This window comes from Lentzea sp. NPDC059081, from assembly GCF_042738015.1.
Classification (GTDB): Bacteria; Actinomycetota; Actinomycetes; order Mycobacteriales; family Pseudonocardiaceae; genus Lentzea.
The window spans coordinates 1-18,217 of record NZ_JBHYGW010000052.1 but is presented as its reverse complement, the minus strand read 5'-3'; the positions used below and the strand labels follow the sequence as shown (position 1 = coordinate 18,217).

The following is an 18,217-nucleotide window of genomic DNA, read 5'->3' as shown; positions in this document are numbered from 1 at the left end:
CGGCATCGCGTGAGGGAAGACGGCTTGCCTTCGGCGTCGCGTCGGGAGGGCTGCTCGCCTTCGGCGTCGCGCTTGGGAGGGCTGCTCGCCTTCGGCATTGCGTGTGGGAGGGTGGCTCGCCTTCGGCCTCGCGGGTGGGCGGTTTGCGTGTGTGCGGCTTCGCGAGAGGGGCGCGGCTGAGCGTCGCCGTGACTGTCGGACCTGCTGAGTACGTTGGGTCGCGGGGGATTCAACTTCGGAGGGGACCCCTGCGTCAGCCTGCCCTGTGGACGTGGTGGGTGGGCCGGCCTCACGTCGGCCATGCCACCTCGCCGAGTTCACCTCGCTGAGTCCTGACGCGTCTGCCCGCGCGGCTCACGCGCCGTGCCTACGCCGCGCCCCGTGCCTACGCCGCGTCCCGTGCCTACGCCGCGTCCCGTGCCTGCGCCGTGCCTACGCCGCGCCCCGTGCCTGCGCCGCGTCCGCGCCGTGCCCGGTGCCGCAGCCAGCCGTCCCGCAGCCAGCCAAGCCCTGCGCCCGCGCCACGCCCGGTGCCGCAGCCAGCCCGTCCCGCAGCCAGCCCACCCGCCGGCGCGCCCGCCTCAGGCCTCCGCCGACACCCCCAGGTAGTACGCGATCAGCCGGATCAGGTGCTCGGTGTCCACCGGTTTCGCCACGTAGTCCGTGGCCCCGGACGCGAGCGACTTCTCCCGGTCGCCCTTCATCGCCTTGGCGGTGACCGCGATGACCGGCAGGTCCGAGTAGCGCTCCATCGCACGAATGGCTGAAATCGTCGCGTTGCCGTCCAGCTCCGGCATCATGATGTCCATCAGGACGATGGCCACGTCGTCGTACTGCTCCAGCGCGCGCACGCCCGTGATGCCGTTGTCGGCGTAGATGGCTTCCAGGCCCACCAGTTCGAGCACGCTGGTCAGGGCGAAGACGTTGCGCAGGTCGTCGTCCACGACCAGGACCTTCTCGCCGTGGAAGCGGATCGAGCCGGAGGCGGCCAGCACGGGGGCCGGGGTCACGATCGGGGTCGGTTCCGGCAGGACCACGGCGTCCGGCACCACCTTGCCCAGGGGCAGGCAGAGGGTGAACGTCGAGCCGATGCCCGGTTCGGAGCGGACGCGCAGGGCGCCGTTGAGGAGCTGGGCCAGTTCGCGGCTGATGGAGAGGCCCAGGCCGGTGCCGCCGTACTTGCGGGACGTGGTGCCGTCGGCCTGCTGGAACGCCTCGAAGATGACGGCCAGTTTCTCGGCCGGGATGCCGATGCCCGTGTCGTGCACGTCGAACGCCACGGTGGACGGGTCGTCCATGCGCACGTGCAGGCGGATGCCGCCGTCGTGGGTGAACTTCACGGCGTTCGAGAGGAGGTTGCGGAGGATCTGCTGCAACCGGTGTTCGTCGGTGCGCAGGGTCTCGGGCACGTTCGGGTCCACGCGGACGGAGAACTCGAGGTTCTTCTCCGCGGTCAGGGGCAGGCAGAGCGTCTCGACGTAGCGGACGAGCTCGTCCACGCGGACCGGGTCCTCGTGCAGGGTCATGTGGCCCGCCTCGACCTTGGTCAGGTCGAGGATGTCGTTGATCAGCTGCAGCAGGTCGGAGCCGGACGAGTGGATCGTGCGGGCGAACTCGACCTGCTTGGCGTTCAGGTTGCCGTCGAGGTTGTCGGCCAGCAGCTTGGCGAGGATCAGCAGCGAGTTCAGCGGGGTCCGCAGCTCGTGGGACATGTTCGCCATGAACTCGGACTTGTACTTCGACGCCGTCTGCAGCTGGCGGGCGCGGTCCTCCAGCTCCTCGGAACCGGCCCTCAGCTCCGCTGTGAGGCGCTGGGACTCGACGAGGAGCAGGTCGGTGCGGGAGTTGGCCAGCATCGTGTTCACGTTGACGCCGATGGCCTCCTTGAGCTGGTCCAGGAGGTCGAGGTGGACCTCGGTGAACTCGTTGAGGGAGGCCAGCTCGATCACGCCCAGGGTCTCGCCCTGGAACAGGATCGGCAGGATCACCAGGTTCACCGGCGCCGACTCGCCCAGCGCGGACGAGACGGTCAGGTAGCCGCCGGGGACCTGGGTGACCAGGATCGTCTTCTTCTCCAGCGCGGACTGGCCGACGAGCGTCTCGCCCATGGCGACGCGCGGCATGCGGGCCGAGTCCAGGCGGAAGCCGTACGAGGCGGTCAGCTCCAGGGTCTGCTTGGCGTCGTCGTCCTCCTGGATCTGGAAGAACGCGCCGTGGTGGGCGCTGACCAGCGGCGTCAGCTCGCTCATGATCAACGACGCCAGCGCGCGCAGGTCGCGGTGGCCCTGCATCAGGCCGGACAGCCGCGCGAGGTTCGTCTTGAGCCAGTACTGCTCGCGGTTCGCGCGGGTCGTCTCCTTCAGGTTCGCGATCATCTGGTTGACGTTGTCCTTGAGCTCCGCGAGCTCGCCGGACGCGTCGACGGTGATCTGCCTGGTCAGGTCGCCCGCGGTCACGGCGGTGGCGACGGCGGCGATCGCGCGGACCTGGGTCGTGAGGTTCGACGCCAGCTGGTTCACGTTGTCGGTCAGCTTCGACCACGTGCCGGCCACGCCGTCGACCTCGGCCTGGCCGCCGAGCTTGCCCTCGGTGCCGACCTCGCGGGCGACACGCGTGACCTCGTCGGCGAACGACGACAGCTGGTCGACCATCGTGTTGATGGTGGTCTTGAGCTCGAGGATCTCGCCACGGGCCGAGACGTCGATCTTCTTGGTCAGGTCGCCCTGCGCGACGGCGGTGGTGACCTGGGCGATGTTGCGGACCTGGTTGGTCAGGTTGTCCGCCATGAAGTTCACCGAGTCGGTGAGGTCCTTCCAGGTGCCCGCCACGCCGGACACGCGCGCCTGGCCGCCCAGGATGCCCTCGGTGCCGACCTCGCGGGCGACACGGGTGACCTCGTCGCCGAACGCGCGCAGCGTGTCGACCATGCCGTTCAGCGTCTCGGCGAGGGTCGCGACCTCGCCCTTCGCCTCGACGGTGATCTTCTTCGACAGGTCGCCGTTCGCGACGGCGGTGGCGACGGTGGCGATGTTGCGGACCTGGTCGGTGAGGTTGTCCGCCATCAGGTTGACGTTGTCGGTCAGGTCCTTCCACGTGCCGGCGACGCCCTGCACGCGCGCCTGACCGCCCAGGCGGCCGTCGGTGCCGACCTCGCGGGCGACGCGGGTGACCTCCTCCGCGAACGACGACAGCTGGTCGACCATCGTGTTCAGCGTGGACTTCAGCTCCAGGATCTCGCCGCGCGCGTCGACGGTGATCTTCTGCGACAGGTCGCCGTTGGCCACCGCCGTCGCGACGTGGGCGATGTTGCGGACCTGGTTGGTCAGGTTGTTCGCCATGAAGTTGACGTTGTCCGTCAGGTCGCGCCAGGTGCCCGCGACCCCGGGCACCGTCGCCTGACCGCCCAGGCGGCCCTCGGTGCCGACCTCGCGGGCCACGCGGGTGGCCTCGTCGGCGAACGACGACAGCTGGTCGACCATCGTGTTGATGGTGGTCTTGAGCTCGAGGATCTCGCCGCGGGCGTCGATCGTGATCTTCTGGGTCAGGTCGCCGCGTGCGATGGCGGTGGTGACCTGGGCGATGTTGCGGACCTGGGTCGTCAGGTTGTTCGCCATGACGTTCACCGACTCGGTGAGGTCGCGCCACGTGCCCGCCACGCCCGGGACCTGCGCCTGACCGCCCAGCCGGCCGTCCGAGCCGACCTCGCGCGCGACGCGGGTGACCTCGTCGGCGAAGGCGGACAGCTGGTCGACCATCGTGTTGATCGTGGACTTGAGCTCCAGGATCTCGCCGCGGGCGTCGACGGTGATCTTCTGGGTCAGGTCGCCCTGCGCGACGGCGGTGGTGACCTGCGCGATGTTGCGGACCTGGGTCGTCAGGTTCTCCGCCATGAAGTTCACGTTGTCGGTCAGGTCGCGCCAGGTGCCGGCGACGCCGGGGACCTTCGCCTGACCGCCGAGCTTGCCGTCCGTGCCGACCTCGCGGGCCACGCGCGTGACCTCGTCCGCGAACGACGACAGCTGGTCGACCATCGTGTTCAGCGTGTTCTTGAGCTCCAGCATCTCGCCGGACACGTCGACGGTGATCTTCTGCGTCAGGTCGCCGTTGGCCACCGCGGTCGCGACGCTCGCGATGTTGCGGACCTGGTTGGTCAGGTTGTTCGCCATCGAGTTGACGTTGTCGGTCAGGTCGCGCCAGGTGCCGGCGACGCCGGGGACCTTCGCCTGGCCGCCCAGCTGGCCCTCGGTGCCGACCTCGCGGGCGACGCGGGTGACCTCGTCGGCGAACGACGACAGCTGGTCCACCAGGCCGTTCACCGTCGAGCCGAGGGTGGCGAACTCGCCGCGCAGCGTCTGGTCGGACATCCGCTTGGTCAGGTCGCCCTCGGCGACGGCGGCGAGCACGCGGCTCAGCTCGGTCGTCGGCCGCATCAGGTCCTCGACCAGGCCGTTCACCGAGTCGGCGATCAGCGACCAGCCACCGGCGGTGCCCGCGGGCGCCACCCGTTCGGTGAGCCTGCCCTCCTGGCCGACGGCCTGCCGCACGCGGCCCAGCTCACCGGCGAGCCACTGGTTGCGCTCCGCGATCTCGTTGAACACGTCCGCGAGGGCGGAGACCGGCCCGCTGCCCGGCACGACGAGCCTGCGGCGGAAGTTGCCGTCACGCAGGTCCTTCATCGCCGACAGGACCCTGTCGAGGGTCGCGTCCGTCTCTTCGTTGGCCGTGGTCACTCCAAGCCTCCGTGCCTCGGTGGTCGCAGCCAAGCCTGCCACGTTAGGTTGGGAGCGAGGTAACTTGATGCCTCGATGCACGCCGACAACCCGCAGGAGGCCGCGATGCTCCGGCCGTCTGCGCTGGACGAAAGCGGATGAGCAGCGCCGTGGGCATCGACCTGGACGGCTGGCAACGCCTGGTGGACGGGCTGCGCGAAGCCGTCCTCGTCGTGGACCCCGCCGGAGTGGTGCGCGTCCGCAACGCCGCCGCGGCCGACCGGTTCCCCCGGTTGTTCCTCGGCGAGCGCTTCGACGTGCACGTCGCGGGCCGCCAGCACGAGCTCGGCGAGGGCTGGAGCGCCTGGTACTTCACCGACTCGACGCTCGACCACGCCCACCTGCGGCTCGCGAGCGGCACGTCGCGCGAGATCACGCTCAAGACGATCGTGCAGCTCGCGGCGGAGCTGCTGGGGGAGCACTGCGTCGCCGTGGTGCCCGCCACCCGCGACCGACTGGAGTGGTGGCGCTGCGGGGGCGGCGAGCCCACGGTCACCCGCACGCCCCGGCGCGCCTCGGCGATCACCGAGGTGCTGACGGGCGAGTCCACGTTCGCGCGGATCACCTCTTTGGGTGAGGGGAGCTGGGGCGTCCCGGAGGACTTCGGCTGTGCGCTGGCCGTGCCGCTGGGCGTGGGCGGCGCGCTGGTCGTGCTGCGGCAGGGCGACTTCGCGGCGAACGACGTCGAACGGGTCCGGCTGTTCGGCAAGCACGCCGCGGCCGCGCTGGAGTCGTCGTCGAAGCTGACCGAGCAGAAGCGGACGATCGAGATCCTGCGGTCGGCACTGCTGCCGTTGCCGTTGCCCGAGGTGCGGGGCGTGTCACTGGCCTCGGTGTTCATCCCGGCCCACCAGCGGGCGCTGGTCGGTGGCGACTTCTACGACGTGCACCCGCGCACGGACGGCTCGGCGACGTTCGCGCTGGGCGACGTCTGCGGCCACGGCCTGGAGGCCGCGGTCCACAGTGGACGCGTGCGGCAGTCGTTGCAGGCGCTGTCGCTCGTCGAGACGAACCCGGTGCGGCTGCTGCACCTGTTGAACACCTCGTTGCGCGCCACCGGGTCCAAGCTCTTCACCACGCTCGTCGTGGGGGAGCTGGTGCCGCTGGCGGCCGGGGGAGCGCGCCTGTCGCTTGCCTCCGGCGGCCACCCCGTGCCGTTGATCCTGAGGGCGGACGGGACCGTGCAGGAGGTCAGCGCGACCGGGGCGATCGTCGGCATCCTGGCGGACGTCCGGTTCTCCGGCGAGCAGGTCACGCTGGCGCCGGGCGACACGCTCGTCCTGTACTCCGACGGGTTCACCGAGGCCCGCGCGCACACCGACCGCACCGAGCTGTTCGGCGAGCAGCGGCTGCGGGCGGTGCTGAAGGAGTGCAAGGGCCTGTCGGCGGAGGAGATCGCGCGGCACTGCGAGGAAGCGGTGTTGAAGTGGCTGGACCGCGACGACCACGACGACCTCGCGCTGCTGGCCGTCCAGGCGGTGTGAGCGCTCCCGCGGCTGTGAATCTCCCGGCCCAACCGTTCACCTGCCGTTCGTTCGCCCGGCAAGCTCGACCGGCTGAGATCGGCGCATGTCCCACTCACACGGTCACCCGCACGGTGATCACGCGCACCACCACCACGAGGTAGAGCCGGTCGAGGGCAGTTGGCTCGACCCCGAGGACGACCACCCGTCGTCGGTCGAGCGCCGCCGGTTCCTGGCGGGCCTGGGCATCGCGGCCGGTGCCGTCGGGGTGGCCGCCGCGGCCGGCACCGGCACCGCGCGGGCGCACGTCCCCGTCAACCCGTGGGGCGGCGGTGACCGCTGGTTCGCCGGCGACCACCACATCCACACGCAGTACTCCGACGACGGCCAGTACACGATCGAGCAGCAGGTGCGCAAAGCCCACGAGTTCGGTCTCGACTGGGTCGTCATCACCGACCACGGCGGCCCGGCGCACCAGAAGCTCTCGATCGACCAGGTCACGCCGGACGTCGAACGCGCCCGCCGCACCCAGCGCGACGTGCTGGTCTACCAGGGCTTGGAGTGGAACATCCCCGGCGCGGAGCACGCCACCGTGTTCCTGCCGCCCGGCAAGAACACCGTCGACATCCTCAAGGCGTTCGAGCTGTCCTACGACGGCCGGATCGCGGGCAACGCCGAACCGCTCGCGCTGGCCGCGTTGCGCTACCTGGAGGCGCAGGTCCTGTCCGGCCGGACCGAGATCGCGCTGATGTTCGCGAACCACCCGTCGCGGCGCGGCGTGGACAGCCCGCACGAGATCCGCGGCTGGCGCGACGCTGCCCCCGGTGTCGCGGTCGGCATGGAGGGCGCGCCCGGCCACCAGGCGGCCGGCATCCCGAAGTCGGCGGGCGGTCCCGGTCGTGCGCGCGGCTACTACGACACGGCCGCCCCGCTGCCGGAGTCGTTCCCCGGCTACCCGGCGGAGTCCTACCGCACCCACGGCGGGTTCGACTGGATGACCGCGAAGGTCGGCGGCCTGTGGGACTCGCTGCTCGCCGAGGGGCGGCCGTGGTGGATCACGGCGAACTCCGACGTGCACCAGGTCTTCGGCGACACCTTCACGCAGGGCAGGCAGGACCACGCCACGACCGGTTCGCGCGGCGCGCCGATCGACTCCGGCGTCAAGCAGACCGGCTACGGCGACTTCTTCCCCGGCCAGTACGGGGCGAACGTCGTGGGAGCGCGCTCGCGGTCCTATGTGGACGTCATGCGCGGCCTGCAGTCCGGCAAGGTGCTGACCGTGCACGGGCGTCTGGTCGACGGCCTGGAGCTGCGCGTGCGCTCGCGTGACGACCTGCGCGGCGTGACGCTGGGCGGCCGGACCTTCGTGCGCCGCGGCGGCGACGTCGAGGTGACGATCGAGATCGACCGCGCTGGTGGCCCGAACTTCTCGGGCGCCGTGCCCGTGCTCGCGAAGGTCGACCTGATCTCGGGCCCGGTGACCGGTCCGTCGGCCGACCGCGACGGGTTCACGGCACCGGAGACGGTGGTGGCGAAGACGTTCGAGGTGCCTCGCAAGGGCAAGATCCGATTCACGCACACGTTCAAGGGCGTCGAGCGGTCGTTCTACCTGCGGCTGCGGGGCAGCGACGGCAAGCGGCTGACCCCGGCCGGTGACCCGGTGGCCGACGAGCTCGCGAACTCCGACCCGTGGGCCGACCTCTGGTTCTACGCCAACCCGGTGTTCGTCGACGTGATCTGAGCCCTTTCGCACCACTAGGTTGTCCGGGTGTCCACGAAGCGCGAACCCGACCGCCTGGTCCTCTTCACCGACGCCGTGGTCGCCATCGCGATCACCCTGCTGGTGCTGCCACTGGTGGAGATCGTCTCGGAGCCGGGCTCGGAGCCCCCCGCCGAGCTGGTCTCCCACCACTGGCCGCAGATCTTCAGCTTCCTGCTGAGCTTCGCCGTCATCGCCCAGCTGTGGATGACCCACCACCGCCTGTTCGAGAACGTGCGCGAGTACAGCACCCCGCTGATGGTGCTGAACCTGGTGTGGCTGCTCACGATCGTGGTGCTGCCGTTCCCTACCGAGCTGGTGGGCACGCACGGCGAGGACACGTTCGTGCGGCTCTTCTACGTGGGCACGATCCTGGTCAGCACGCTGCTCCTGACGGCGTTGGCGCTGCTGGTGCACGGCAGTCCCGCGCTCGCGCACGAGCCGCGCGGGCTCACACGACCCGTGGTGCTGCACGCGGTCCTGCCGTCGGTGCTGCTGGTGTTCGCGTTGGTGCTGGTGCCGTTCATCGGCTACTACAGCCTGCTGCTGTTGCTGCTCAGCCCGGTAGCGCAGCGGTTCCGATGACCGACAGCAGCTGCAGCTTCTCGTAGCTCTCGCTGCCCGGCGTGGCCGTGTAGACGAGCAGGAAGTGCGACTGGAACGGGTCGAGCAACGTCTGGCAGTGCAGCTCCAGCAGCCCGACGGAGGGGTGCACGTACCGCTTCACCTCGTGCGGGCGCAGGCCGATCTCCTGAGCCTCCCACACGGCCCTGAACTCGGCGCTGCGGGCGAGGAGCAGCTCGGTGTAGTGCGCCGCGCGAGAGCCCTGCCCGTGCCGGGTGAGGGCCTCGCGCAGCCCGGAGGCGAACATCCGGCCCAGGAACGCGTGGTCGTCGGGGTGGTAGAGCGCCCGGCTGCCAGGATCGGCGAACCACCGGTAGCCGAGGCTGCGCTCGGGCCCGGTGTACCGGCTCGCGTCGCCGGTGAGCGCCACCCCGAGCGGTGTCTGGCGCAGCGTCTCGCCGAGCTCCGTGACGATCTCGGCGGGTGTGTCCTGCAGCCGGTCGAAGATCCGCGCGAGGCCGGGGCTGACGTGCTCGCTGAGCACCCCGCGGGCGGGCGGGCTGTGCCCGGCCAGCCGGAACAGGTGGTCGCGCTCGTCCAGCGACAGGTGCAGCCCCTGCGCGATCGCCGCGACCATCTGCTCGGACGGGTGCGGCCCGCGCTCCTGTTCCAGACGCGCGTAGTAGTCGGCGGACATGTTGCACCGGGCGGCGACCTCCTCGCGCCGCAGCCCGGTGGTGCGACGCCGAGGCCCGCGCGGAAGGCCGATGTCCTCCGGCTGCAACGCCTCCCTGCGGTGCCGCAGGAACGCCGCCAGCCCAGCCCTGTCGATCGCCATGCGAGTCCTCTCGTCGTCACTCTTTCTAGCGCTCCGGCCGCGCCGTAGCCACGGATCGTCAGGTCCTGGATGAGGATCGGTACGTCCGGCCACTGTGGAGGCAACCCCACGACGAGCAGGAGAGTGCGCCATGGCCCGCAAGCAGTTCGACATCGAGATCCCGGACCTGACCGGCAAGCGCGCCGTGGTCACCGGCGCCAGCGACGGCATGGGCCTGGGCATCGCCCGCCGCCTGGCCGCGGCCGGCGCCGAGGTCGTCATGCCGGTCCGCAACCCCGCCAAGGGCGCCGCGGCGGTGTCGGCCATCCAGCGCGCCGTGCCCGGCGCCCAGGTGTCGTTGCGCACGCTCGACCTCTCGTCGCTGCGTTCCGTGGCCTCGTTGGTCGAGGCGCTGCTGGACGAGGGGACGCCGATCCACATCCTGATCAACAACGCCGGCGTCATGACCCCGCCCGAGCGCCAGACCACCGCCGACGGCTTCGAGCTGCAGTTCGGCACCAACCACCTGGGTCACTTCGCCCTGGTCACGGGCCTGCTGCCGGTGTTGAAGGCCGGTCGTGCCCGCGTCACCTCGCAGATCAGCATCGCGGCCAACTCGAACGCCATCAACTGGGACGACCTCAACTGGGAGCGCTCGTACAGCGGCCAGCGGGCCTACAGCCAGTCGAAGATCGCGTTCGGGATGTTCGGCCTGGAGCTGGCCCGGCGGTCGGCCGCGGGCGGGTGGGGGATCACCAGCAACCTGTCGCACCCCGGGATCGCGCCCACGAACCTGCTGGCGGCCCGGCCGGAGATCGCTCGTTCCTCGGACACGATGGGCGTTCGGATCATCCGGTTCTTGTCGGCGCGGGGGATTGTCGTGGGCACCGTCGAGTCGGCGCAGCTGCCTGCCTTGCTCGCGGCCACTGCTCCGGAGCCCGGTGTGTTCTTCGGGCCGAGCGGGATGGGTGGTCTTGGCGGGCCGCCTGCCGCGCAGGAGCTCTACAGCCGGTTGCGGTCGGTCGAGGAGGCCCGGCGGGTGTGGGAGAAGTCGGAGGAGCTGGTGGCCCAGGCCCGTGACCACTCGGGCGAGGTCCGCGGGAAGTGAGGGTCCTCCGGTCCGCCCACCGGACCGGAGGACCCCCGTTCTCAGCCCTGACGCCAGAGCTGGTTGTTGTTTCCCACGCCGCACTGCCACACGCCGATCAACGCGCCGTTGTCCGTGTTGCCGCCCAGCAGGTCGAGGCAGAGGTTCGTGCCACCGACCTTGCCCGCGCTGATGAGCCGCAGGAAGCCGGGGGCCTCCGGGGCCACGCTCAGCTGCCAGCGCTGGAACAGGTCGTTCCCGCAGACGTGCACCTTGGCGTTCTGCCCGTTGACCGCTCTCGCGTAGTCGAGGCACTGGTTGGCGTTGAGGTTGCGCAGGCGGAATTGGTTGCCGCCGACCGACTCGGCGAGCCAGTTCTGGTTGAAGTCGGCGCCGCCCGCGAGGCAGTCGTTCTGCACGAGCGGGGAGTTGTCCTCGATCTGGCGGTTGAACACCTCGACGCACTTGGCGGTGCCGCGGTTGACCAGGGTGAACGCGGCGCCGATGCCTTGTGGCGCCACGGTCGTGCCGGCGGAGGCCTGGGCGCCGGCGCCGAACAGGCCGACCAGGGCCGCGGTGGTGGTGAGCAGGGCTGCGAGCTTGAGCATGACGACTCCTTCGTCAGGGCATGCAGGCTCCCCAGCCGTGTTCCGCATGCGGTCCGAACTTCGAACCAGGAGTCACGTTCGCAGGTGCTGTCGACAGTCCGGCGGCAACGCGTCGACAGCGTTCAGCGGACGCCGTGCGGGCGGAACTGGATGCTGATCCGGGGTCCCACGACCTTCGAGGTCTTCGGAATCGCGTGCTCCCAGGTCCGCTGGCAGGACCCGCCCATCACCAGCAGGTCCCCGTGTCCCAACGCGTACCGCTGCGCCTTGCCGCCACCCCGGGGCCGCAGCAACAACGCCCGCGGCGTCCCGACGGACAGGATCGCCACCATCGTGTCCTCGGTCTGCCCGCGTCCGATCGTGTCCCCGTGCCAGGCGACGGAGTCGTTCCCGTCGCGGTAGTAGCAAAGCCCGGCGGTGGTGAACGGCTCGCCCAGCTCGGCCGAGTAGAACGAGGACAACATCGACCGCGCGGAAGTCAGCACGTCGGACGGCAACGCGCCCGAGTAGAAGCAGAGCAGGCGCGGCACCTCGACCACGGAGTCGTACATCTGCCGGCGCTCGGCACGCCAAGGCACGCTGGACACGAGCGAGTCGAACACCGCGTCGGCACCGGACAGCCAGCCCGGCTGCACGTCGATCCACGCCCCGTCGCTCAGCAACGTGCGGCGCGGCGCGAGCGGGGCCAGTGAGGGCTCCGCTTCCAGGTCGAACAGCGATCCCTGGCGCATGGCAAGGCAGCATAATCGAACGTGTGTTCTAAGGCGACAGCACGGACCACACGGCGTCGGCGACCAGCGAACGAGCCGCGGTCAGGTCGAAGACGCCGAGCAGGAACCGGCGCACCGACTCGTGGGCCGGGCCCATCGCCACGGGCTCCAGCGCCCACGGGGGCAGGGAACGCAGCTCGCCCGACGACATGCGCGCAGCAAACCAAGCCAGAACAGGCGCGAACTCCGCCTGCTTGGCCACGGGATCGGCGTGGTCGGGCGCGGCGTAGAGGAAGCGCGCACGGCTGGGGTTCGCGACGACCCAGTCCAGGTAGCGCAACGTCAGGTCGCGCACGCAGGAGGACGCGGGGCGGGCGTCCAGGGCAGGCAGCATCGCGGCCACGCAGCGGGCGTAGCTGTCGGCGTAGAGCTGCGCGAAGACACCCGCCCGGCTGCCGAAGTGGTGGTAGATGCTGCCGTTCGACATGCCGGAGCGCTCGGTGAGGGCGGCGATCGTCACGGCGTCCAGGCCGCCTTCCGCGACGAGCGACAGCGCGGCGTCGAGGAGAGACTGTCTTCGGTCGGCCACGAGGGTTAGAGTACCGCTCTGGAGCGACGCTCCAGAGAAGGGGAGAGCAATGGCGCTGTCGATTCCCGGCCTGCTGCGCGAGAGGGTCGCGCGCACGCCCGACGCCGAGGCGATGCGGTACCGCGACCACGGCGGCTGGGTGTCGCTGACGTGGTCCGAGCTGCAGGAACGGGTCGCGGAGGAAGCGTTCGGGCTGCAGGCCCAGGGGCTGCGCAAGGGCGACCGGGTGGCGCTGATGGGGCGCACCGGCATCGAGTGGATCGTCACCGACCTCGCCGTGCTGGCGGCCGGTGGCGCCACGACGACGATCTACCCCAACAGCACCGAGGGCGAGGTCGCGCACATCATCGGCGACTCCGGCAGCCGGATCGCGCTCGTCGAGACCGACGAGCACGCGGCGCTCATGCCGGACGACGTGCGGGTGCTCAGGTTCGGCGAGGTTCCGCTGCACCAGGGCGACTACGACGCGCTGATCGACGAGATCGACGCCGACGACCTCGCGACGTTGATCTACACCTCGGGCACGACCGGCACGCCCAAGGGCGTCGAGCTCACCCACGACAACTGGCTGACGACGGCGGAGGCCATCGCGTCGCTGGGCATCCTCGAGGAGACCGACCTGCACTTCCTGTGGCTGCCGCTGTCCCACGCGTTCGGCAAGGTGCTGACGATGGCGATGATCGCGGCGGGCGTGCCGACCGCCGTCGACGGCAGCGTCGAGCGGATCGTGGACAACCTCGGCGAGCTGCGGCCGACGATCGTGGCCGCCGCGCCGCGCATCTTCGAGAAGATCCACGGGCGGATCGTCGCGGGCGTGCGGGAGCGGGGCGGGGTCACCGAGAAGATCTTCCGGTGGGCCGACCGCGAGCACGGGCCCGCGACGCGGTGGTTCGCGGACCGGCTGGTGCACCGCAAGCTCCGCGAGCGCGTCGGCGGGCGGATCCGGTACTTCGTGTCCGGGTCGGCGCCGCTCGCGCCGGAGATCGCGGAGTTCTTCCGGCGCGCCGGCATCACGATCCTGGAGGGCTACGGGCTCACCGAGTCGTCCGCGGCGACCTTCTTCAACCGGCCCGGCATGATCCGGATCGGCACGGTCGGGCCGCCGATCCCCGGCATGGAGGTCAAGATCGCCGACGACGGCGAGGTGCTCCTGCGGGGGCCCGGTGTCATGCGCGGCTACCACAACCGGCCCGACGCCACGGCCGAGACGCTGGTCGACGGCTGGCTGCACACCGGTGACATCGGCGAGCTCGACGACGCGGGACGGCTGCGGATCACCGACCGCAAGAAGGAGCTGATCAAGACCTCCGGCGGCAAGTACGTCGCGCCTGCCCGGATCGAGAGCATGATCAACGCCGCGTCGCCGTACATCAGCAACGTGATCGTGCACGGTGACCGCCGCAAGTACTGCGTGGCGCTCGTGACGCTCGACCAGGACACCGCGGGCGGTCTGTCCGGAAAGGACGCCGAGGCCGAGGTGGGCAAGGCGGTCGAGAGCGTCAACGCGCAGCTGGCCCGGCACGAGACGATCAAGCGCTTCGCCGTGCTGGAGAACGACTTCAGCGTCGAGGACGGCTTGCTCACCGCGTCGCTGAAGCCGCGCCGCCGGGAGATCGAGAAGCGCTACGCCGACGTCCTCGACAGCCTGTACTGACACAACCTCGGTTTGACCACTGACACGCGACACCGCCCGCCGGCGAAGGGCGGGCGGTGTCGCGTGACGTCGTTCAGCGGCGGTCGCGGCGGTCGCCGTCGCGCTCGACCTCGACGCGTTCCCTGCGGACCTCGCCCTTGATGTCCTTCTGCTCGGTGACGGAGTCCTTCTCCAGCCGGACCCGTTCGGTGGCCTCGGTGCGCTTGCGCACCACCGGCTCCTCGCGGTGCAGCGTCATCTCGGCCTGCTCGTCCGTGAAGGCCTTGCCGGTGCGGTCCGCGTCGCCCCGCACGGGCTCGCGGACCACCCGGACCTCCTCGTGCGTCACGGGCACGGTGATGGTGCGCTGCTCCGTGACCGTGTGCTTGACCAGCCGCACCCGGCCAGCCTCGACCTTGCGGGTGCCGACGTCGAGCTTCTCCTCGGAGAGCGTGACCTCGGCGGCGTCACCCGCGTCCCGCCGGTCGTCCGCAGCGTGCCGGTCACCTGCGGCGCGCTGCTCACCCTTGCCGCGCTGCCCGGCGGCGTGCCGGCCGGGGTCGCCGAGCCGGTCGTGCTCACCGGTCTTGGCCTGCGGGATCATCCCGTAGTGCGCGTAGAGGGCGTCCTGCTCCTCGTCGGTCATGTGGTCGTCGGCGGTGTGCATGCTCGGCGAGTCCTTCACCTGCTGCTTCGTGACGGGAACGGTGATCGCGCCACCCGCCACGCTGCCCTGCTGGATCGGGACGAAGCTCTCCTTCATGCCGAACAGTCCGGTGTGGACCTCGGCCCACATCGGCCTGCCGGTGCCGTCCTCGAGCCACACCCGCTTGACCGACCCGATCTTCTCGCCCCTGTTGTCGATCACGTCGCAGTCGTACAGAGCCTCAACGTGCGTCTGGTCGATCATCGTGCAGTCCCTCCCGCGTTCGGCTTGTCGGCTTGCAAACGCGAAGTACCCGTCGCCGCGGGGTTACTCGCGGGTGCACACCTACCGGGTGACCGCACACGCGTGGCAGTTCAGCCGACGGGGTGACCTAGTCGCAGACCGCTCCGCGGGAAGCGGAACCGACGAGCTTGGCGTACTTGGCCAGCACGCCGCGTTCGTAGCGCGGGGGCAGCGGTGCCCAGCCCTCGCGGCGGCTCTCCAGGTCCGCCTCGACGTCGAGCGTGCCCTCGGCGACGTTCAGCGTGATCCGGTCGCCGTCGCGCACGAACGCGATCGGGCCGCCGTCGACCGCCTCCGGTGCCACGTGCCCGACGCACAGGCCCGTGGTGCCGCCCGAGAACCGGCCGTCGGTGAGCAGCAGGACGTCCTTGCCGAGGCCCGCGCCCTTGATCGCCGCGGTGATGGCGAGCATCTCGCGCATGCCCGGCCCGCCCTTGGGACCCTCGTAGCGGATCACCACGACGTCGCCGGCGGTGATCGTGCCGTCCTCCAGCGCGTCCATCGCGGCGCGCTCGCGGTCGAACACGCGCGCGGTGCCGGTGAAGACGTCCGAGTCGAAGCCCGCGGACTTCACCACGGCGCCCTCGGGGGCCAGCGAGCCCTTGAGGATCGTGATGCCGCCGGTGTGGTGGATGGGCTTGTCCAGCGCGCGCAGCACCAGGCCGTCGGGGTCGGGCGGGGCGATGTGGGCGAGGTTCTCCGCGACGGTGCGGCCGGTGACGGTGAGGCAGTCGCCGTGCAGCAGCCCGGCGTCCAGCAGCGCCTTCATCACCACGGGCACGCCACCGATGCGGTCGACGTCGGTCATGACGTGGCGGCCGAACGGCTTCACGTCGGCCAGGTGCGGCACGCGCGCGCCGATCCGGCTGAAGTCGTCCAGCGACAGCTCGACACCGGCCTCGTGCGCGATGGCGAGCAGGTGCAGCACGGCGTTGGTCGAGCCGCCGAACGCCATCACGACGGCGATCGCGTTCTCGAACGCCTCGCGCGTCATGATCTGCCGCGCGGTGATGCCCTTGCGCAGCATCTCGACCACGGCCTGCCCCGACCGGCGCGCGAACCCGTCGCGGCGGCGGTCGGTCGCCGGGGGAGCGGCACTGCCGGGCAGCGACATGCCGAGCGCCTCGGCCGCGCTGGCCATGGTGTTCGCCGTGTACATACCGCCGCACGCGCCCTCGCCGGGGCAGATCGCGCGCTCGATCAGGTCGACGTCCTCGCGGCTCATCAGCCCGCGCGCGCAGGCCCCGACGGCCTCGAACGCGTCGATGATCGTGACTTCCTTCTCCGTGCCGTCGGAGAGGGTGACGCGGCCCGGCAGGATCGAGCCGGCGTAGAGGAACACGCTGGCGAGGTCGAGCCGCGCCGCCGCCATCAGCATGCCGGGCAACGACTTGTCGCAGCCCGCGAGCAGCACCGACCCGTCGAGGCGCTCGGCCATCATCACGGTCTCGACGCTGTCGGCGATCACCTCGCGCGACACGAGCGAGAAGTGCATGCCCTCGTGGCCCATGGAGATGCCGTCGGACACGGAGATGGTGCCGAACTCCAGCGGATACCCGCCCGCGGCGTGCACGCCGTCCTTGGACGCCTTCGCGAGGCGGTCCAGGGGCAGGTTGCACGGCGTGATCTCGTTCCAGGAGGAGGCGACGCCGATCTGGGGCTTCTCCCAGTCCTCGTCCCCCATGCCGACGGCCCGGAGCATGCCGCGCGCGGCGGTGCGCTCCAGGCCGTCGGTCACGTCGCGGCTGCGTGGCTTCACGTCCGGTGTCTCGGTCATGAAGGCACGCTAGCCGCTGTTACGAGGGGTTCGCCGCGTGGGTCAGCGTCTCCCAGGCGATGAACAGGTTGTCCGTCCCCTGTGGACGCTGTGACTCGGTGTAGCGCTGGGTGTTGGTCATGGCGATCCCGAGCCGGGTGTTCAGGGCGTTGAAGCTGACCTCGGACGTCGGCCCGAGCTCCCGGGAGAACGACCCGCCGCAGAACCACGACGGCACCGGCTCGCCGTTCTGGTACTTGGTGTGCAGGCCCCACGCGTGGCGCATGCGGTCCTTGATCTCGTTCCACAGGTCCTGGCCCTGGTGCCGCGCGGTCTCGGCGAAGTGCGAGGCGGCGCTCAGGCCGTAGGCGGTGTGGGCGAAGTCCCGGCACGTCTCCTGGGCGAGCCCGTCGACGAACGTGGACTGGTTGTGCCAGTAGGAGATGATCTCGTCACGGGTGTCGATGCCGCTGCCCGGCGGCGTCTTCGGCAACGAGCCGTCGGTGGTCAGGTAGATGAACGCCTGGATGCGCGTGCGGAAGATGCCGACGGCCTTGTCGTAGACCGCGCGGTCCTCCAGGAACACCGAGATGCCGAGCGTCGCCTCCATCATGCTGAGCTCCCAGTTGCCGTTGGTGTTCGCACGGCCGTTCTGGATCTCGGGCAGGTAGACGTCACGCAACATCGTGGCGAACCGCCCGCTGTTGGGCCAGTTCCCGTACACGTGCTTGATGATCTCGGCGGCCTTGGGCCAGCTGCTGCCCGACCACGCGGTCTGCAGCGGGGCGTTCGAGTTGGTGTGGTCGCGAATGGTGGCCGACCAGGCGTCCATGATCTGGATCGCCTTGGTGGCATAACGAGCATCGCGCGTGACGTACCACGCGAGCGACAGGGTGTAGGCGGCGATGGCGTCTTCGCGCTCGTCGGTGCACCCGAGGTTGGGGTTGGAGTAGGAGCCGCACTCCACGACCGCACGCGGCTTCGGCGTGCGGTTCAGGTCGGCGTACTTCGAGCCCATCATAGCGTTGTAGGCGGACGTCCAAGGCTGGGCGCCGGCCTGCACCTTGGCACGCACGAAGTCCAGCTGAGGACGCGAAACCACGACGCCGGGATGAACGAACGTCGCCGGCGCCGCCGTGGCGGACTGGCCGGTGACCGGGGCGATCAGGGAGGCGATCAGTGCGATCAATACCGCGCAGGAACGGGTGACCATGCCCGTCAGTGTTGGTGGTCTATACCTTTGACGTCAAAGATTCCGGAACAACGTTCACGGTGGTGAACCGTTTCACGTGGATGAACAATGCCAAGGCGCACAACAACACCAGAATCTGCAGTCAGCCAGGAGAATTGTCCTGGGCGAAGCCGAAGGCGAGCAGGGCGACGGCGAAGCCGAGCTGCCTTGAAGCTTGAATCGGGAGGTTCCGGTGGGGTGGTCCCGTCACGAGCCGTGCCCAGCACTCGCTGCACGTGAGGAGGGGTGTCAACCCGGCACGCTTTTCGCCGGGTTGACACC

General features: G+C 70.3%; 13 protein-coding genes. 5 read left to right on the top strand and 8 right to left on the bottom strand.

All coding sequences use genetic code 11. The features are described 5' to 3' along the window. Positions 1 to 581: 581 nt before the first annotated feature. Positions 582 to 4,730 (bottom strand): HAMP domain-containing protein, encoded by a 4,149-nt coding sequence (locus ACFWV3_RS44780; RefSeq protein WP_382420316.1) that lies wholly within the window; start codon positions 4,728 to 4,730, stop codon positions 582 to 584. Positions 4,731 to 4,867: 137 nt separating this feature from the next. Between ACFWV3_RS44780 and ACFWV3_RS44775 the strand changes: the two genes are divergently transcribed. From ACFWV3_RS44775 to ACFWV3_RS44765, 3 genes are all read left to right on the top strand, one after another. After that, positions 4,868 to 6,253: a PP2C family protein-serine/threonine phosphatase gene (locus ACFWV3_RS44775; protein WP_382420314.1), complete on the top strand. Its 1,386-nt coding sequence runs from the start codon at positions 4,868 to 4,870 to the stop codon at positions 6,251 to 6,253. Positions 6,254 to 6,338: 85 nt separating this feature from the next. Next, on the top strand, positions 6,339 to 7,973 hold the full coding sequence (locus tag ACFWV3_RS44770; RefSeq protein ID WP_382420312.1) for a PHP domain-containing protein: 1,635 nt from the start codon (positions 6,339 to 6,341) through the stop codon (positions 7,971 to 7,973). 27 nt (positions 7,974 to 8,000) lie between these two features. Continuing rightward, the gene (locus ACFWV3_RS44765; RefSeq protein WP_382420310.1) at positions 8,001 to 8,576 is read left to right on the top strand and encodes a TMEM175 family protein; all 576 of its coding nucleotides are present in this window, start codon (positions 8,001 to 8,003) and stop codon (positions 8,574 to 8,576) included. Here the strand turns inward: ACFWV3_RS44765 and ACFWV3_RS44760 are convergent. Continuing rightward, positions 8,548 to 9,393 (bottom strand): helix-turn-helix transcriptional regulator, encoded by an 846-nt coding sequence (locus ACFWV3_RS44760; RefSeq protein WP_382420308.1) that lies wholly within the window; start codon positions 9,391 to 9,393, stop codon positions 8,548 to 8,550. The two genes, ACFWV3_RS44765 and ACFWV3_RS44760, sit on opposite strands and share 29 nt — an antisense overlap. Before the next feature lie 130 nt (positions 9,394 to 9,523). On the opposite strand from ACFWV3_RS44760, the gene ACFWV3_RS44755 reads away from it, so the two are divergent. Further along, on the top strand, positions 9,524 to 10,480 hold the full coding sequence (locus tag ACFWV3_RS44755; RefSeq protein ID WP_382420306.1) for an SDR family oxidoreductase: 957 nt from the start codon (positions 9,524 to 9,526) through the stop codon (positions 10,478 to 10,480). Between the two features lie 41 nt (positions 10,481 to 10,521). Here ACFWV3_RS44755 and ACFWV3_RS44750 read toward each other — a convergent pair whose 3' ends face one another. The 3 genes from ACFWV3_RS44750 to ACFWV3_RS44740 form a co-directional block, all read right to left on the bottom strand. Then, complete coding sequence (locus tag ACFWV3_RS44750; RefSeq protein ID WP_382420304.1) at positions 10,522 to 11,067, bottom strand: RICIN domain-containing protein; 546 nt, start codon at positions 11,065 to 11,067, stop codon at positions 10,522 to 10,524. Positions 11,068 to 11,189: 122 nt separating this feature from the next. Beyond that, complete coding sequence (locus ACFWV3_RS44745) at positions 11,190 to 11,798, bottom strand: alpha-ketoglutarate-dependent dioxygenase AlkB (protein WP_382420302.1); 609 nt, start codon at positions 11,796 to 11,798, stop codon at positions 11,190 to 11,192. Positions 11,799 to 11,826: 28 nt separating this feature from the next. Then, positions 11,827 to 12,366, bottom strand: a complete 540-nt coding sequence (locus tag ACFWV3_RS44740) for a TetR/AcrR family transcriptional regulator (protein ID WP_382420300.1) — start codon at positions 12,364 to 12,366, stop codon at positions 11,827 to 11,829. A 49-nt stretch (positions 12,367 to 12,415) separates the two neighbouring features. On the opposite strand from ACFWV3_RS44740, the gene ACFWV3_RS44735 reads away from it, so the two are divergent. Further along, positions 12,416 to 14,020, top strand: a complete 1,605-nt coding sequence (locus tag ACFWV3_RS44735; RefSeq protein WP_382420298.1) for an AMP-dependent synthetase/ligase — start codon at positions 12,416 to 12,418, stop codon at positions 14,018 to 14,020. Between the two features lie 73 nt (positions 14,021 to 14,093). On the opposite strand, the gene ACFWV3_RS44730 is transcribed toward ACFWV3_RS44735, so the two are convergent. The 3 genes from ACFWV3_RS44730 to ACFWV3_RS44720 form a co-directional block, all read right to left on the bottom strand. Then, a complete protein-coding gene (locus tag ACFWV3_RS44730) occupies positions 14,094 to 14,909 on the bottom strand; it encodes a DUF2382 domain-containing protein (RefSeq protein ID WP_382420296.1) in 816 nt (271 codons plus the stop codon). A 127-nt stretch (positions 14,910 to 15,036) separates the two neighbouring features. Continuing rightward, complete coding sequence (gene ilvD / locus ACFWV3_RS44725) at positions 15,037 to 16,725, bottom strand: dihydroxy-acid dehydratase (RefSeq protein ID WP_382420294.1); 1,689 nt, start codon at positions 16,723 to 16,725, stop codon at positions 15,037 to 15,039. Between the two features lie 19 nt (positions 16,726 to 16,744). After that, a complete protein-coding gene (locus ACFWV3_RS44720) occupies positions 16,745 to 17,917 on the bottom strand; it encodes an alginate lyase family protein (protein WP_382420292.1) in 1,173 nt (390 codons plus the stop codon). Between the last annotated feature and the right edge of the window lie 300 nt (positions 17,918 to 18,217).

Excerpts from the sequence above, each read along its gene's own strand:
- ACFWV3_RS44775 (WP_382420314.1), top strand. The coding sequence starts at position 4,868 with ATGAGCAGCGCCGTGGGCATCGACCTGGACGGCTGGCAACGCCTGGTG.
- ACFWV3_RS44770 (WP_382420312.1), top strand. The coding sequence starts at position 6,339 with ATGTCCCACTCACACGGTCACCCGCACGGTGATCACGCGCACCACCAC.
- ACFWV3_RS44760 (WP_382420308.1), bottom strand. The coding sequence starts at position 9,393 with ATGGCGATCGACAGGGCTGGGCTGGCGGCGTTCCTGCGGCACCGCAGG.
- ACFWV3_RS44755 (WP_382420306.1), top strand. The coding sequence starts at position 9,524 with ATGGCCCGCAAGCAGTTCGACATCGAGATCCCGGACCTGACCGGCAAG.
- ACFWV3_RS44750 (WP_382420304.1), bottom strand. The coding sequence starts at position 11,067 with ATGCTCAAGCTCGCAGCCCTGCTCACCACCACCGCGGCCCTGGTCGGC.
- ACFWV3_RS44745 (WP_382420302.1), bottom strand. The coding sequence starts at position 11,798 with ATGCGCCAGGGATCGCTGTTCGACCTGGAAGCGGAGCCCTCACTGGCC.
- ACFWV3_RS44735 (WP_382420298.1), top strand. The coding sequence starts at position 12,416 with ATGGCGCTGTCGATTCCCGGCCTGCTGCGCGAGAGGGTCGCGCGCACG.
- ACFWV3_RS44730 (WP_382420296.1), bottom strand. The coding sequence starts at position 14,909 with ATGATCGACCAGACGCACGTTGAGGCTCTGTACGACTGCGACGTGATC.
- ilvD (WP_382420294.1), bottom strand. The coding sequence starts at position 16,725 with ATGACCGAGACACCGGACGTGAAGCCACGCAGCCGCGACGTGACCGAC.
- ACFWV3_RS44720 (WP_382420292.1), bottom strand. The coding sequence starts at position 17,917 with ATGGTCACCCGTTCCTGCGCGGTATTGATCGCACTGATCGCCTCCCTG.